Origin of the sequence: Nakamurella sp. A5-74 (assembly GCF_040438885.1) — a bacterium.
Classification (GTDB): Bacteria; Actinomycetota; Actinomycetes; order Mycobacteriales; family Nakamurellaceae; genus Nakamurella.
In genome coordinates this window covers 3,139,266-3,153,188 of record NZ_CP159218.1, presented here as the reverse complement: position 1 = coordinate 3,153,188, position 13,923 = coordinate 3,139,266, and the positions used below count along the sequence as shown (strand labels likewise).

The following is a 13,923-nucleotide window of genomic DNA, read 5'->3' as shown; positions in this document are numbered from 1 at the left end:
CGGGTGCCGCCTCGGTTGTTGCGGGCGCGGGAGGGGTGGCCGGCTCCGTGGCTGCGGGCTCGGGTGCGGGCTCGGTTGCTGCGGGCTCGGGTTCGGCTGCCGCAGGCTCGGGCTCGGCCGGAGTGGCGGGTTCGGCTGCCGCAGGCTCGGGCTCGGCCGGAGTTGCGGGTTCGGCTGCCGCAGGCGCGGGCTCGTCCGAGGGGGCTGCGGCTGCCGCCGGGACCGCGTCGACGGCGTCGACCGGTTCGACCTGGGCGTCCGCAGCACTCACGTGGGTGTCAGCAGATCCGGACTCGGACGAGGTGGCGTCGACCGTCGGTTCTGCGGACGGCGATCCGCTCGCCGAGTCCGGAGTGGGTTCTGCTGCGTCGGGGGTGGCGGTCGGTTCGGTCATGACGGTGATGCCCTCCTGCGTCGTGGGGGACTGGAGTCCCCGGGCACCTCGAGCGCCCCGGTCGTGTGCGGTCGACCAGGTCGACGGCAGGACCAGTCTGCCTGGTGACGTCCTGGGTGGCGAGTGCGGCCCTGTCCGGCACCGGTCCGGCGGTTAGGCTGCGCGCGTGATCACGGCCGTCCTCTTCGTCCCGGCCGCGCCGTGGCTGATCCCGTCGGTGGCCCCGTTGTTGCTGGCCGAGCAGAGCGCGCTGCGTCGATCCGTCGGCGCGCTGATCGACACCACGCACGTGTCGCGCTGGTCGGCGTTGGGGGTGAGCGCTACCGGTCGGTCGCGGTGGGACCGGGTCCTGCCCATGGACCTGGGCACCGATCCGTACCGCGGGGGGGCTTGTGTTGCCGGCTTCCCGGGCTGCCACTTCGTCGCCCGGGCCCTGCTGGGAGTGGTCCCGCTCGACGCCGGAGCGCTCGCACCGTCGGCTCCCGGCGACCTCCCGGGTGACGCGGATTCTGCCGACCGCGCATCGGTGACCGACGGACTTGCCGAGCTGGACAGGGACGATGACGGGAGCGCACTGCTCGTCGCGGCGGACGGATCCACGGCCCACGGCGAGCCAGCACCCGGCGGTCCCGACGAGCGCGCAGCTGGTTACGACGCGGCCCTGCACGCGGCGTTGACCGGTGGACCGGCCGCGACCCGGCAGTGGCTCGGATCCACAGCCGGGTCCCCCCAGCTCGCGGCCGACCTGGGGGCGACCCTGCCGACCGTGCTGCCCGCGGTACTGACCGCGCTTGCCGGATCCACAGGCGGCTGGGACGTCTCCGCCCATGACCTCGTCATGCCCTACGGCGTCGGCCACCACATCCTGCGATGGGGACGCCGATGAGCCGGCTGGTCGTCGTCGCCGGACCCACCGGAACCGGCAAGTCCGATCTCGCTGTAGAGCTGGCGCTGCGGCTGGACGGCGAGGTCGTCAACGCCGACTCGATGCAGCTCTACCGGGGAATGGACATCGGCACCGCCAAGCTCCCGCCCGACCAGCGTCGGGGGGTTCCGCACCACCTGCTGGACGTGCTGGACGTGACCGAGCGGGCGAGCGTCGCGGCCTACCAGCGGGAGGCCAGGGCGGTCATCGAGCAGCTGATCGCCGCGGGCCGTACACCCGTGCTGGTCGGCGGATCGGGGCTGTACATCCAGTCGGTGATCGACGAGATCGCCTTCCCCGGGACGGATCCGCAACTGCGCGAGCACTATCTGCAGCGACTGGAAGCCGAGGGTCCAGAGACCTTGCACGCCGAGCTCGATCGAGTGGATCCTGTTGCCGCACAGCACATCCTGTCCTCGAACGGCCGCCGCATCGTCCGTGCGCTCGAGGTCGTCGCGCTCACCGGGGCGCCGTTCAGCGCGACCATGCCGGTTTCCGGTGCCGCCCGCTACGGTGCCGTGCTGCTCACCCTCGATCTGGAGCCGGACACCCTGGACGAGCGGCTGGCGCTCCGGGTGCACCGGATGATGGACGACGGCTTCTCGGGCGAGGTGGAGCAACTGCTCGGTGCCGGCCTGCGGGAGGGTGTCACCGCGTCCAGGGCGCTGGGCTACGCACCGTTGATCGAGGCCCTGGACGGGCTCTGCTCGCTGGAGGACGCCGTGCAGCGGACGATCTCCGCCACCCGTCGGTTCGTCCGCCGGCAGCGTTCCTGGTTCCGTCGGGACGGTCGCCGGATCGACCTGGACGGCGCCCGCCCCGACCTGGCGGTGGCCGCGGTGGCCGCGGTGACCGGCTGACTAGTCTGGCGGTGTGAGCTCCCCGACCGGTCCCCCCGGACTTCCTTTCGTGAAGGGACACGGCACCGAGAACGATTTCGTGCTGATCCCGGACCGCGATGATCGCATCGCACTGACCGCTGAGCTGGCCGCGCTGCTCTGCGAACGCCGCACCGGCCCCGGTGGTGACGGCGTCATCCGCGTCGTCGGTCGCGCTGACGGGCGGTTCTTCATGGACTACCGCAACGCCGACGGATCGCTCGCAGAGATGTGCGGCAACGGCGCCCGGGTGTTCGCCCGGTTCCTGGTCGATTCCGGGTGGGCCGTCCCGGGACGGATCGACTTCGAGACCCGCGGTGGCGCGCGTTCGGCAGAGCTGGGAGCCGACGGCGATGTCAGCATCGGGATGGGGCCGGTGAGCATCGGGATGTCCTCGAGTGTGACCGTGGCCGGGGTCGAGATCGTCGGCACGGCAGTGGATGTCGGCAATCCGCACCTGGTCTGCTGGGTCGAGGATCCGGCGCTGCTGGACCTGTCGGTGCAGCCGGATTTCAACCGGCAGGCGTTCCCGGAGGGCGTGAACATCGAGTTCATCGCCAGGGTCGGTCCGGACGCGGCGTCGATGCGGGTGTACGAGCGCGGTTCCGGGGAGACCCGGTCCTGCGGAACGGGTACGGTCGCGGCCGCCGCGGTGGCGTTGGCGGCCGACGGTCGCAGTGCGGGATCTGTGGAGGTGACGGTTCCCGGCGGTCGAGTGGTCGTCGAGATCGTCGACGGGGCAGCAGTTCTCACCGGACCGGCGGTGCTGTCCTACAGCGGGACGATCAACCCGGCGATCCTCAGCTGAGCTGCTGCACCGCCACCGGGTCCTCCTCGTAGGACGGCAGGATGCGGATGTTCCACAGCGGGGAGATGAGCACCGGCAGCAGCGACAGCACACCGGCGATGGCCGACACCCACAGCGTCGGCAATGTGCCGAACTGATGCCCCAGGATGCCGCCGATCAACGACCCGATGGGCATCCCGCCCCAGACCAGGAAGCGAGCAGAAGCGTTCATCCGACCCAGCAGCGGCGGCGGGCACAGACGCTGCCGAAAGCTGACGGTGGCGATGTTGTAGGCAACAACCCCGACGCCGGCGATGAACAGGCCGACCACCAGCGTCGGGATCGGCGGCAGCACGGAGGCGAGCACCCAGGAGAACTGGGCGCCGACGAAGACGACTGCGGTGACGATGATGGTGAGCCCCTCGCCGATGGCCTTCGCGAGGCGGGTGGTGATCAGCGCCCCGCACAACCCGCCCACCGCCATCGCTGCTTCGATGAAACCGATGGTCACCGCGGACAGGTGCAGGATCTGCACCATGTAGTAGATCGTCAGGACGTTTCCGATGGAACCGGCCAGATTGCCGATCGCCGTGCAGGCGATCAACCTGCGCAGCAGGCGATGTCCGACGACGAACTTGAGTCCCTCGGCGATCTCGGTGACCAGCCGACGGCGGTGTTCCCTGGCCGGGGGAGTCTCGCGATGCCCGATCGCGCGCAGTGCCAGCGCCGAGAGCAGGTAGCCGACCGCGTTGATCGCGATCGACACGATCGGTCCGGCGACCTTGATGAGGAAGCCGCCGAACGCGGGACCAACGGCCTGCGAAACCGATTGCGAGGCTTGGAGTTTTGCGTTGCCCTCGACCACCTGGTCGCGGTGCACGAGGGTGGGCAGGTAGCTCTGGTACGACACGTCGAAGAAGACCTGCAGCATGCCGGTCGCGGTGGCGACTGCCGCCACCTGTGCGAAGGTCAGCCACCCCGCCCACCAGGCAATGGGCAGTGTCACCAGCAACAGGAACCGGCCGACGTCGGCCAGGATCATGACGGAGCGCTTGTTCCACCGATCGATGATCGCTCCGGACGGCAGCCCGACCACCAGGAACCCCAGGGTGGTCAGGGTACCGAGCAGGCCCATCTGGAACTCGGTCGCGCCGAGCGCGGTCACGGCCAGGTACGGGATCGCGAAACCGCCGAGCGCTGCGCCCAGTTGGCTCGCGGTGTCGCCGATCCACAGCCGTCTGAAATCTGCGTGGTGCCACAGGTTCCGGGTGGCCGGGGGTGTCGTCACCGGGTCAGCCTGAGCGACTGATTGGGAAAAGTCAATCACTGATGATCCGCGGTCCGCGGTGCGGCCACGGGTCGGTGGCGCCGGGAGAGGGATCTTCTACGCTGGCCCCATGTCCCTCGACGATTCCGGGAACGTTCGTCCGGTCGCGACCGAGGCCGAGCGACGGGCCCTGTCGAGTGTCGTGCGGCTCCGGATCCTGCGGATGTGCCGCTACTCCGAACTCACCAATCGGCAGATCGCCGATCGGCTCGGTCGCAATCCCGCGACCGTGCTGCATCACGTCCGGACGCTGGTCGACACCGGTTTCCTGGTGGTCGGCGACCCGCGACGGGGGGCGCGAGGGTCGCGCGAGTTGCCCTACCGCGCCACCGGTCGATCGTGGGCGCTCGACTTCGGCCCCCAGCCGGGAATCCCGCCCGAACGCCACAACGTGATGCTCAGGACCTTCATGGACGAGGTGGCCGGCGTTCCGGAATCCGCGGTCGAGTGCACGCGGTTGGGCCTGCAGCTGAGCCCGGAGCGGCTGGCTGAACTGCGGGAGAGATTGCAGCAGACGTTCGACGAGTTCGCCGCGGACCAGATGGCGACCGACCAACCGCGGATCTCGATGTTCCTGGCGGTGCACCCGGAGGTCAACTGATGCCCGCGTTCGGCCGGCGCGTACCCGGCTGTTCGTTCGCCCCGGGCAAAAGGGGCTGCCGAGTGTCGGGGTTGCGTGGCACGCTGGTGGACACATGACGAACTCACAACGCCCGAACTCGCAACGCCTGCCCCGCCCTGTTGCGACCGCTGCCGACGAGGCTGCCCTCGCCCACCTCGCGGAGTCACAGGTCGACCTCCGGCCGCAGGACGCCGAGCCCCGCTTCAGCGAGCGCGCGAGCTTCGAGGCTGACCCCACCCGCGGCGAGTCGGATCTCAGCGATCGCAGCGCCCTGCGGCGAGTGGTCGGCCTGTCCACCCAGCTCACCGACATCACCGAGGTCGAGTACCGCGACCTCCAGCTCGAGCAGGTGGTGCTGGTCGGGGTCTGGACCGAGGGGACCGCTGCGGACGCCGATGCCTCGATGGCCGAGCTGTCCCGGCTGGCGGAGACCGCGGGGTCGGTGATCCTCGACGCGATGATGCAGCGCCGCAAGAACCCCGATGCTGCGACCTACATCGGCTCCGGCAAGGTCGCCGAACTGGCGGACGTGGTGCGCGCCACCGGCGCGGACACCGTGGTCTGCGACGGTGAGCTCTCGCCCGGTCAACTCCGAAACCTGGAGGAGAAGCTCAAGGTCAAGGTCATCGACCGGACCGCCCTGATCCTGGACATCTTCGCCCAGCACGCCCGATCCAAGGAGGGCAAGGCGCAGGTCGAGCTCGCCCAGCTCAACTACTTCCTGCCCCGGCTGCGAGGCTGGGGTGAGTCGCTGTCCCGGCAGCAGGGCGGCCGGGTCGCTGCCGGTGCCGGTATGGGTTCCCGCGGCCCCGGTGAGACGAAGCTCGAACTGGACCGCCGGCGCATCCACAAGCGGATCTCACAGCTGCGCCACGACCTGACCGCGATGCGGAAGGTGCGGGACACCAAGCGCTCCCAGCGGCGGGCGAATCATGTCCCCGCCGTCTCGATCGCCGGATACACCAACGCCGGGAAGTCCTCGCTGCTCAACCGGCTGACCCAGGCCGGGGTGTTGGTCGACGACTCGCTGTTCGCCACGCTCGATCCGACGACCCGCAGGACCACCACAGAGGACGGCCGGGTCTACACCCTCACCGACACCGTCGGGTTCGTCCGGCACCTGCCCCATCAGCTCGTCGAATCGTTCAGATCGACGCTCGAGGAGATCGCCGACGCCGATCTCGTGCTGCACGTCATCGACGGTTCCGACCCCTCGCCGGAGGCCCAGTTCGCGGCCGTGCGGGAGGTGCTGGCGGAGATCGACGCCTCCGAGGTCCCCGAGTTGGTGGTCGTCAACAAGATCGACCGGGCGGATCACGACACCGTCGTCCGGCTCCGACACCTGCTCCCGGGAGCAGCGTTCGTCTCCGCGCGGACCGGCGAGGGCATCGCGGAACTGCGCGATCGGATCGCCGGGGCGCTGCCGGATCCCGCGGTGACCATCGAGGTGCTGGTGCCCTACACCGAGGGCGCTCTCGTCGCTCGGGTGCATGCGGAGGGCACCGTGCTCCAGGAAGAGCACACCGAACACGGAACCCGTCTGGTGGCCAAGGTGTCGCCGGAGCTTGCCGGACAGCTCACCCAGCACATCGCGGTCGGCTGACAGTTCAGCGCCCGGGGCGCTCCGGCGTGGGTGCGTCCCACGCACCGGCCGCCGGTGCGCAATCGAGGACAGCGGGTAGGCTGGGTCACAGCGGATGAGCACTGCGTGATCGTCCGCCGAGTTGCATCGTTGCCCGGAAGTTCCCGGTCCCGGCCAATCGGCTGGAGGGTCGGTCGCGAACCACCGGCGACATCGAAGAAGTCGTTGACGAGGAGGAAATCGATATGGGCGGTCTCAGCTGGTGGCACTGGCTGATCATCATCGCAGCGTTCATCCTGATCTTCGGGGCCCGCAAGCTGCCTGATGCCGCCCGCGGTGTCGGTCGCTCCTTGCGGATCCTGAAGTCCGAGGTGAACGCGATGCACGAGGATGACGAGAAGCGCGAGAAGAAGCCGTCGGAGACAGATGCCTCGGCGTCAGAACCGACTCCGACCGCGCAGCTCGAACCCGCTGCCCCTGTGCACCAGGTCGCGGTCCAGTCGGTTCCCGCACAGTCCGTTCCGGTGCAGGCGGTTCCGGTCCAGCCGGTGCCCGTCCAGCCGGTGCCCGTCCAGCCCATTCCGGCACAGGCGGCTCCCGCTGCCGTTCCGGTACCCCGGGCAGCCGAGCAGTTCAGCGATCCGACCCGGCCGACCGGTTCCTGAGTCTCTTCTCCGCACTCGCCCGTCCCCTCCCAGGGGCGGGCGAGTCGCGTTTCTACGGTCGGTCCGGCTGGCCCGCTGTCGGCGGTGCTCGGTAGCGTCGGGTCATGCAGCCCATCGGAGCCCATGTGGCCGACGACGACCCCATCGCCAGGACCACCGCGATCGGCGGCGACGCCGTCCAGTTCTTCCTCACCGACCCGCAGGCGTGGTTGGCTCCGCCGGTCCGCGACGACGCCGCACAGCTGGTGGCTGCCGGCGAGAGCACCCGGATCTTCATCCACGCGCCCTACCGGATCAACGTCGCGACCACCAACAACCGCATCAGGGTGCCCAGCCGCAAGCTGCTGTCCCAGCACGCAGCGGCTGCGGCGGCCATCGGTGCGAACGGTCTGATCGTGCACGGCGGGCACGTCGGTGACGGCGACGACGCCGCGAAGGGATTCGAGAACTGGCGCAAGCTGTTCGAGAGGGAGAGCTTCCCGGTGCCGATCCTGATCGAGAACACCGCCGGCGGCGAGAACGCCATGGCGCGGTCGCTCGAGGCGATCAAGCAGTTGTGGGACGCGGTCGGCGAGTTCGGGGCCGGTCTCTGTCTGGACACCTGCCATGCCCACGCCGCCGGTCTCCCGCTGGAGAACGTCGTCGACGAACTGATGGCGATCACCGGCCGAATCGATCTGGTGCACGCCAACGGATCTCGGGACGAGTTCGGTTCCGCTCGGGACCGGCACGCCAACTTCTCGGAGTCCCTGCTGGATCCTGCGCTCGTGGTGGCCGTGGTCAAGGGATCGGGGGCGCCGGCCATCGTCGAGACCCATCCCGACGGACAGGCGGACGACATCGCCGTGATCCGCGCGGGCCTGGCCTGACGGGCACGGGCAGGTCGGGCACGGTCCGGTGGGGCACGGTCCGGTGGGGCACCGACCGGCGGCGCACGACGAAGCCCTGACCTCCGATCGGAGGTCAGGGCTTCGTCGGAACCGTTGCCGGGTGTAGGGGTCAGAGCTTGCGGAGCACGGCCGCGACCCGGCCGAGGATGGTCGCCTCGTCGCCGGGAATCGGGTCGAAGGCAGGGTTGTGCGGCATCAGCCAGACGTGCCCGTCCTTGCGACGCAGCGACTTGACGGTGGCCTCACCGTCGATCATCGCTGCGACGATCTCACCGTTCTCCGCCGTTTGCTGTTGATGCACGACGACCCAGTCGCCGTCGGCGATGGCAGCGTCGATCATCGATTCCCCCACCACCCGCAGCAGGAACAGATCACCTTCGCCGACGAGCTCACGCGGGAGCGGGAAGATGTCCTCGATGGCCTGCTCGGCCAGGATCGGACCGCCCGCGGCGATCCTGCCGACCACCGGGACGTACGTCGGGGTGGGACGAGCCGACAGACCGTTCTCCGTCATCTCCGGATCGACCGGCTCCCGCTCCTCCGCCGTCCGGACATCGACCGCGCGAGGCTTGTTCGGATCGCGTCGGAGCAGGCCGCGGCGCTCCAGCGCAGTCAGCTGGTGGGCCACCGACGACGGTGACTTCAGGCCGACCAGCTCGCCGATCTCGCGCACACTCGGCGGATACCCGCGGCGGGCCACGGAGTCCCTGATCACCTTGAGGACCTTCTGCTGACGCATGGTCAGGGGGCGCAGTGGTCGCTCGACGACCTGGTCGGCGACCGTGCCCTCCGGCACGTCGTCCGTCGGGACGGGGCCGGAGCCATCGGCCGACATCTCGGGGAACTGGTGGACGGTGGCCGAGCGCTCGGTGGCGTCGTCCGCACCGTCCGAGCCGCGGCCGGTACCTGTGCCCGGCACACCGCGTGCGCTGTCGTTCCTGCCACTGCCATTGCCACCGCTGGTGCTTGTGGGCACGGGAGCCTCCCTGGTCGGTCCGTCGAGGTCTGAGCCTAGGCAAGAACGGGTCACGATTCAAACATGCGTTCGATCGACACGCCGAAAACTCTTCCGTCGTCCGGATTCGCCGTGTAGAACTTCGGTCAGGTGTTCGATGGAACACGCGTTCGACTCTGCGATTCGTGGGCCGGTGGATCGAGCCCGTCAGTCCGAGTCTGTCGCGTGAGTTCTCACAGGTCAGCTGGTCGGCCCGAGTCGCCCAGCTGCGGGAGGTCCGGTCGCTCGAGGCATCAGTGCAGGTCAGGGCCGATGTCGGTGCTGTTCGGCAAGCTCCTGATCAGGAAGTGGCCCGGGAACACGCATCCGGTCGTCACTGTTGGAAGCAGTGGAAGCGAACGTGTGTCCCACTGCGGACGTGCGACGAGAGTCCTCATGGGCAGGGCATTCGTGGGATGGCAGTCCCGGATCGGCCGGGGCCCAGCGAACAGAGGTGACGAGATGAGCACAGCAATCCTGGATCGTCCGCAGGGGCGCTCCGACGAGGGCACTCCGTCGGTGTTCACCCCCGTCCGACCGGACGCTCCGGTGCGGCGGCAGGCTGTCAGCCGTCCCGCCACCCGTCCGTCTTCGGTCACCCTGCCTGCACCGCGCCCCGCGGTCGGATGTGCCGGCACCGTGGGCGGCAGCACCTTGGAGCGCGGCTACCGGATGGGCCGATGGGCCCGACTCGCGGTCACCCTGAGCGTGCTGGCCGGCGCCCTCATCCTGATCTTCGGCGGGCAACCGAATGGCGCCGGGGGCGCTGTCGAGGTCGTGACGACCCCGGGCCAGACGGTGTGGTCGATCGCTCGTGACGCGGTCGGGCCCGACGCCTCACCAGCAGCGGTCGGCGACGTCGTGGACCGGATCCGTGCCGGCAATGCACTCGACGGCACCGGTGCGGACGCGGCTCTCCCCGGCGGCCTGGTGCTGCAGGTTCCCACCGGCTGAGTACCTCGACCACGCCTGCTTGGTCCGGGCGATCCACCCGTCGACACGCCGCTCCCGTCTTGCTTCGTCGCTGGAGTCTGCATAGGCTGTTGACCACAACATCTAGTGGTAACACGGGTGCAAGTTGTCCACAGGTGGGGTAGTCGCACTCTGATGCATCCACCGGTTGTCCACACGGTTGTCGGCCCGTCACGCGGGCGGGTATCGGTTGTCCACCTGCTGTCCACTGCCATTCGGTGGACCTGTGGACATCGATGTGGACAACGCGCCACGGCAGCGGTGGCCGATCGGACCATCGCTCGGAATCAGCACGGACGGGGAGGTGACGCGGGTGCGGTGCCCATTCTGTCGTCACTCAGATTCGCGGGTGATCGACTCCCGGGAGGTCGACGACGGTCAGGCCATCCGTCGGCGTCGATCCTGTCAGGCGTGCTCGCGCCGTTTCACGACCGTCGAGGAATCTGTGCTCGCTGTGGTCAAGCGCAGCGGCGTCACCGAGCCGTTCAGTCGGTCCAAGGTTGTCGACGGTGTGCGGCGGGCGTGTCAGGGTCGTCCTGTCGACGAGGACGCACTCGCCCTGCTGGCGCAGCAGGTCGAGGACGCGGTCCGCGCGATCGGTCTGCCGGAGGTTCCGAGTCAGGACGTGGGCCTGGCGATCCTCGGTCCGCTACGTGATCTCGACGAAGTTGCCTACCTGCGATTCGCCTCCGTCTACCGGGCCTTCACGTCGGCCGACGATTTCATCGCCGAGATCGCCCGCCTCCAGCATGACCGACCTGACGACGCGACCGGTCCGACCGCGGAACCTGCCTCGATCGCCACCGGCCCGCCGGACCGTTGACCGTCTGTCGCCACCGATCGTCCTCCATCTCCTGCCCGGCCGCCACGAGTCGTAGCACCATCGAAGGGATCCACCCATGACCGAGACCGTCCATTCCAGCAGCGGCTCCAGCAACGGCTCCAGCGCCGGCGGCGCGTCGGACGGTGAGCGGAGCGTGCTCGCGTTCGAGCGCATCTTCACCACTGCCGGGACGCACCCCTACGACGAGGTCGACTGGGAGCGGCGCGACGTGGTGATGACCAACTGGCGCGACGGCACCGTCAACTTCGAGCAGCGCGGGGTCGAGTTCCCGGATTTCTGGTCGGTGAATGCGACCAACATCGTCACCAGCAAGTACTTCCGCGGCGCCGTCGGGTCCGACACCCGCGAGCGCAGCCTGCGCGACATCATCGATCGGGTGGTCACGAAGTACACCGATGCGGGTCGCGACAACGGCTACTTCGCCTCCGACGACGACGCCGTGATCTTCGATCACGAGCTCACCTGGATGCTGCTGCACCAGGTCTTCTCGTTCAACTCGCCGGTCTGGTTCAACGTCGGAACTTCGTCGCCGCAACAGGTCTCGGCGTGTTTCATCCTCGCCGTCGACGACACCATGGACTCGATCCTGAACTGGTACCGCGAGGAAGGCCTGATCTTCAAGGGCGGGTCGGGCGCCGGTCTCAACCTGTCGCGCATCCGGTCGTCCAAGGAGCTGCTGTCCTCCGGCGGGACCGCCTCCGGTCCGGTCTCGTTCATGCGGGGCGCCGATGCCTCCGCCGGCACCATCAAGTCCGGCGGCGCGACCCGGCGTGCGGCCAAGATGGTGGTGCTGGATGTCGACCACCCGGACATCGTCGAGTTCGTCGAGACGAAGGCCAAGGAGGAGAACAAGATCCGCGCCCTGCGGGACGCCGGCTTCGACATGGATCTCGGCGGCCAGGACATCGTCTCGGTCCAGTACCAGAATGCCAACAACTCCGTCCGGGTATCCGATGAGTTCATGCGCGCGGTCGAGGCCGGCACCCCGTTCGCACTGCGCGGGCGCATGCACGGTGAGGTCGTCGACACCGTCGACGCCCGCGAGCTGTTCACCAAGATCAACGAGGCCGCCTGGTCCTGCGCGGATCCGGGCATCCAGTACGACGACATCATCAATGACTGGCACACCTGCCCGGAGTCGGGACGGATCAACGCCAGCAACCCGTGTTCGGAGTACATGCACCTGGACAACTCCTCGTGCAATCTCGCGTCGCTCAACCTGATGAAGTTCCTGGCCGACGACGGCACCTTCCGGGCCGACACGTTCGCGAAGGCCGTCGAGCTGGTCTTCACCGCGATGGACATCTCGATCTGCTTCGCCGATTTCCCGACCGAACCGATCGCCGAGACGACCCGGAACTTCCGTCAGCTGGGCATCGGATACGCGAATCTCGGTGCCCTGCTGATGGCCACCGCCCACGCCTACGACTCCGAGGGTGGTCGCACCCTCGCGGCCGCCATCACCTCCCTGATGCAGGCGACCGCCTACAAGCGGTCGGCCGAGCTGGCGGCAGTGGTGGGTCCGTACCGCGGCTACGCCCGCAACGCCGACGCCCACAAGCGGGTCATCCGCAAGCACGCTGCCGCAGGCGATCAGGTCCGTACCGTCGGCACCGACGATGCCGCGGTCCTCAAGCTCGCCGGTCGTGCGTGGGAGCAGACGGTCTCGCTCGGAGAGCAGCACGGCTACCGCAATGCGCAGGCCTCGGTGCTGGCGCCCACCGGCACGATCGGCCTGATGATGGACTGCGACACCACCGGTGTCGAGCCCGACCTGGCGCTGGTGAAGTTCAAGAAGCTCGTCGGCGGTGGCTCGATGAAGATCGTCAACCAGACCGTGCCGCGGGCCCTGCAGACGCTCGGCTACCAGCAGGAGCAGATCGAGGCGATCGTCGAGTTCATCTCGGAGAACGGCCATGTCGTCGACGCGCCGGGACTCAAGCACGAGCACTACTCGATCTTCGACTGCGCCATGGGTGAGCGCACCATCGCGCCGATGGGCCACGTCCGGATGATGGCGGCCATCCAGCCGTTCATCTCGGGGGCGATCTCCAAGACGGTCAACATGTCGGAGAACGCCACCGTCGCCGACGTCGCGGAGATCTACACCCAGGGCTGGAAGCTCGGCCTGAAGGCGCTGGCGATCTACCGCGACAACTGCAAGGTCGGCCAACCGCTGTCTGCCTCGAAGAAGAACGACGACCGGAGCACGAACAAGACGGTGGCGGCCGTCGTTGCCGAGCCGCACACTCCGGTGCGTCGTCGGCTCCCGAAGAAGCGGCCGTCGCAAACGGTCTCGTTCACCGTCGGCGGCGCGGAGGGCTATCTGACCACCGGCTCCTACCCGGACGACGGCCTCGGCGAGATCTTCGTGAAGCTCGGCAAGCAGGGATCCACGTTGGCCGGTGTGATGGACGCCTTCTCGATCGCGGTGTCGGTGGGTCTGCAGTACGGCATTCCCCTGGAGAGCTACGTCAGCAAGTTCACCAACCTCCGGTTCGAACCGGCCGGCATGACCGACGACCCGGACATCCGGCTGTCGACCTCGGTCATGGACTACCTGTTCCGCCGGATCGCGCTGGACTACCTGACCCTGGAGAAGCGTGCCGAGCTGGGTATCTTCTCGGCCTCGGAGCGGAGCGCCCAGGTGGCCGGCAAGGACATCTCGGCGCAGGACGTGTCGGTCGACGACGATCTGGTCGGTGGTGATCTTCGCGGCGCCGACCTGCAGGCCGGGGTCGATGCAACTCCTGCGGTGACGACGGCCGCGGAGAAGGCAGCCAACGCGGCGGGGACCGCCGACCCGGCCACCGACGACGTCCAGGCTGCCCGGACGGTGGCGAAGGCCGCCGCGCCGACCAGGGCGGGATCGTCAACGGAGCTGCTGGAGATGGTGACGGGTCGGCACTCCGATGCGCCGCTGTGCTTCACCTGCGGCACCAAGATGCGCCCGTCAGGCGCCTGCTACGTCTGCGAGGGCTGCGGCTCCACCAGCGGCTGCAGCTGACCGCAGCTGTTTTTTGACCGCCCGTCCCCGCGAGGG

At 68.7% G+C, this 13,923-nt stretch carries 12 protein-coding genes; 10 read left to right on the top strand and 2 right to left on the bottom strand.

Translation table 11 applies throughout. The features are described 5' to 3' along the window. The first annotated feature begins 560 nt into the window (after window positions 1-560). The 3 genes from ABLG96_RS14515 to dapF are packed head-to-tail and all read left to right on the top strand — an operon-like array spanning window position 561 to window position 3,005. Window positions 561-1,280 (top strand): hypothetical protein, encoded by a 720-nt coding sequence (locus ABLG96_RS14515; RefSeq protein WP_353648074.1) that lies wholly within the window; start codon window positions 561-563, stop codon window positions 1,278-1,280. Continuing rightward, window positions 1,277-2,179 (top strand): tRNA (adenosine(37)-N6)-dimethylallyltransferase MiaA, encoded by a 903-nt coding sequence (gene miaA, locus ABLG96_RS14510; RefSeq protein WP_353648073.1) that lies wholly within the window; start codon window positions 1,277-1,279, stop codon window positions 2,177-2,179. Before ABLG96_RS14515 ends, miaA begins: the two co-directional genes overlap by 4 nt. 13 nt (window positions 2,180-2,192) lie before the next feature. After that, window positions 2,193-3,005, top strand: a complete 813-nt coding sequence (gene dapF / locus ABLG96_RS14505; RefSeq protein WP_353648072.1) for a diaminopimelate epimerase — start codon at window positions 2,193-2,195, stop codon at window positions 3,003-3,005. On the opposite strand, the gene ABLG96_RS14500 is transcribed toward dapF, so the two are convergent. Beyond that, complete coding sequence (locus ABLG96_RS14500) at window positions 2,998-4,272, bottom strand: MFS transporter (RefSeq protein ID WP_353648071.1); 1,275 nt, start codon at window positions 4,270-4,272, stop codon at window positions 2,998-3,000. The genes dapF and ABLG96_RS14500 overlap by 8 nt on opposite strands. A gap of 109 nt (window positions 4,273-4,381) precedes the next feature. On the opposite strand from ABLG96_RS14500, the gene ABLG96_RS14495 reads away from it, so the two are divergent. The 4 genes from ABLG96_RS14495 (at window position 4,382) to ABLG96_RS14480 (ending at window position 8,049) form a co-directional block, all read left to right on the top strand. After that, on the top strand, window positions 4,382-4,912 hold the full coding sequence (locus ABLG96_RS14495) for a winged helix-turn-helix domain-containing protein (RefSeq protein ID WP_353648070.1): 531 nt from the start codon (window positions 4,382-4,384) through the stop codon (window positions 4,910-4,912). A gap of 94 nt (window positions 4,913-5,006) precedes the next feature. Then, window positions 5,007-6,536, top strand: a complete 1,530-nt coding sequence (hflX, locus tag ABLG96_RS14490; protein WP_353648069.1) for a GTPase HflX — start codon at window positions 5,007-5,009, stop codon at window positions 6,534-6,536. 224 nt (window positions 6,537-6,760) lie between these two features. Then, window positions 6,761-7,180, top strand: a complete 420-nt coding sequence (gene tatA, locus ABLG96_RS14485; RefSeq protein ID WP_353648068.1) for a Sec-independent protein translocase subunit TatA — start codon at window positions 6,761-6,763, stop codon at window positions 7,178-7,180. A gap of 104 nt (window positions 7,181-7,284) precedes the next feature. Further along, complete coding sequence (locus tag ABLG96_RS14480) at window positions 7,285-8,049, top strand: deoxyribonuclease IV (RefSeq protein ID WP_353648067.1); 765 nt, start codon at window positions 7,285-7,287, stop codon at window positions 8,047-8,049. A gap of 130 nt (window positions 8,050-8,179) precedes the next feature. On the opposite strand, the gene lexA is transcribed toward ABLG96_RS14480, so the two are convergent. Then, on the bottom strand, window positions 8,180-9,046 hold the full coding sequence (lexA, locus tag ABLG96_RS14475) for a transcriptional repressor LexA (protein ID WP_353648066.1): 867 nt from the start codon (window positions 9,044-9,046) through the stop codon (window positions 8,180-8,182). Between the two features lie 480 nt (window positions 9,047-9,526). Here lexA and ABLG96_RS14470 point away from each other — a divergent pair, with 480 nt between their 5' ends. From ABLG96_RS14470 to ABLG96_RS14460, 3 genes are all read left to right on the top strand, one after another. Next, window positions 9,527-10,018: a hypothetical protein gene (locus ABLG96_RS14470; protein ID WP_353648065.1), complete on the top strand. Its 492-nt coding sequence runs from the start codon at window positions 9,527-9,529 to the stop codon at window positions 10,016-10,018. A gap of 331 nt (window positions 10,019-10,349) precedes the next feature. Then, window positions 10,350-10,859: a transcriptional regulator NrdR gene (nrdR, locus tag ABLG96_RS14465; RefSeq protein WP_353648064.1), complete on the top strand. Its 510-nt coding sequence runs from the start codon at window positions 10,350-10,352 to the stop codon at window positions 10,857-10,859. Window positions 10,860-10,935: 76 nt separating this feature from the next. Continuing rightward, on the top strand, window positions 10,936-13,887 hold the full coding sequence (locus tag ABLG96_RS14460; RefSeq protein WP_353648063.1) for a vitamin B12-dependent ribonucleotide reductase: 2,952 nt from the start codon (window positions 10,936-10,938) through the stop codon (window positions 13,885-13,887). Window positions 13,888-13,923 lie beyond the last annotated feature (36 nt).

Coding starts and splice junctions, on each gene's coding strand:
- miaA (WP_353648073.1), top strand. CDS start 1,277: ATGAGCCGGCTGGTCGTCGTCGCCGGACCCACCGGAACCGGCAAGTCC.
- ABLG96_RS14495 (WP_353648070.1), top strand. CDS start 4,382: ATGTCCCTCGACGATTCCGGGAACGTTCGTCCGGTCGCGACCGAGGCC.
- hflX (WP_353648069.1), top strand. CDS start 5,007: ATGACGAACTCACAACGCCCGAACTCGCAACGCCTGCCCCGCCCTGTT.
- tatA (WP_353648068.1), top strand. CDS start 6,761: ATGGGCGGTCTCAGCTGGTGGCACTGGCTGATCATCATCGCAGCGTTC.
- ABLG96_RS14480 (WP_353648067.1), top strand. CDS start 7,285: ATGCAGCCCATCGGAGCCCATGTGGCCGACGACGACCCCATCGCCAGG.
- ABLG96_RS14470 (WP_353648065.1), top strand. CDS start 9,527: ATGAGCACAGCAATCCTGGATCGTCCGCAGGGGCGCTCCGACGAGGGC.
- ABLG96_RS14460 (WP_353648063.1), top strand. CDS start 10,936: ATGACCGAGACCGTCCATTCCAGCAGCGGCTCCAGCAACGGCTCCAGC.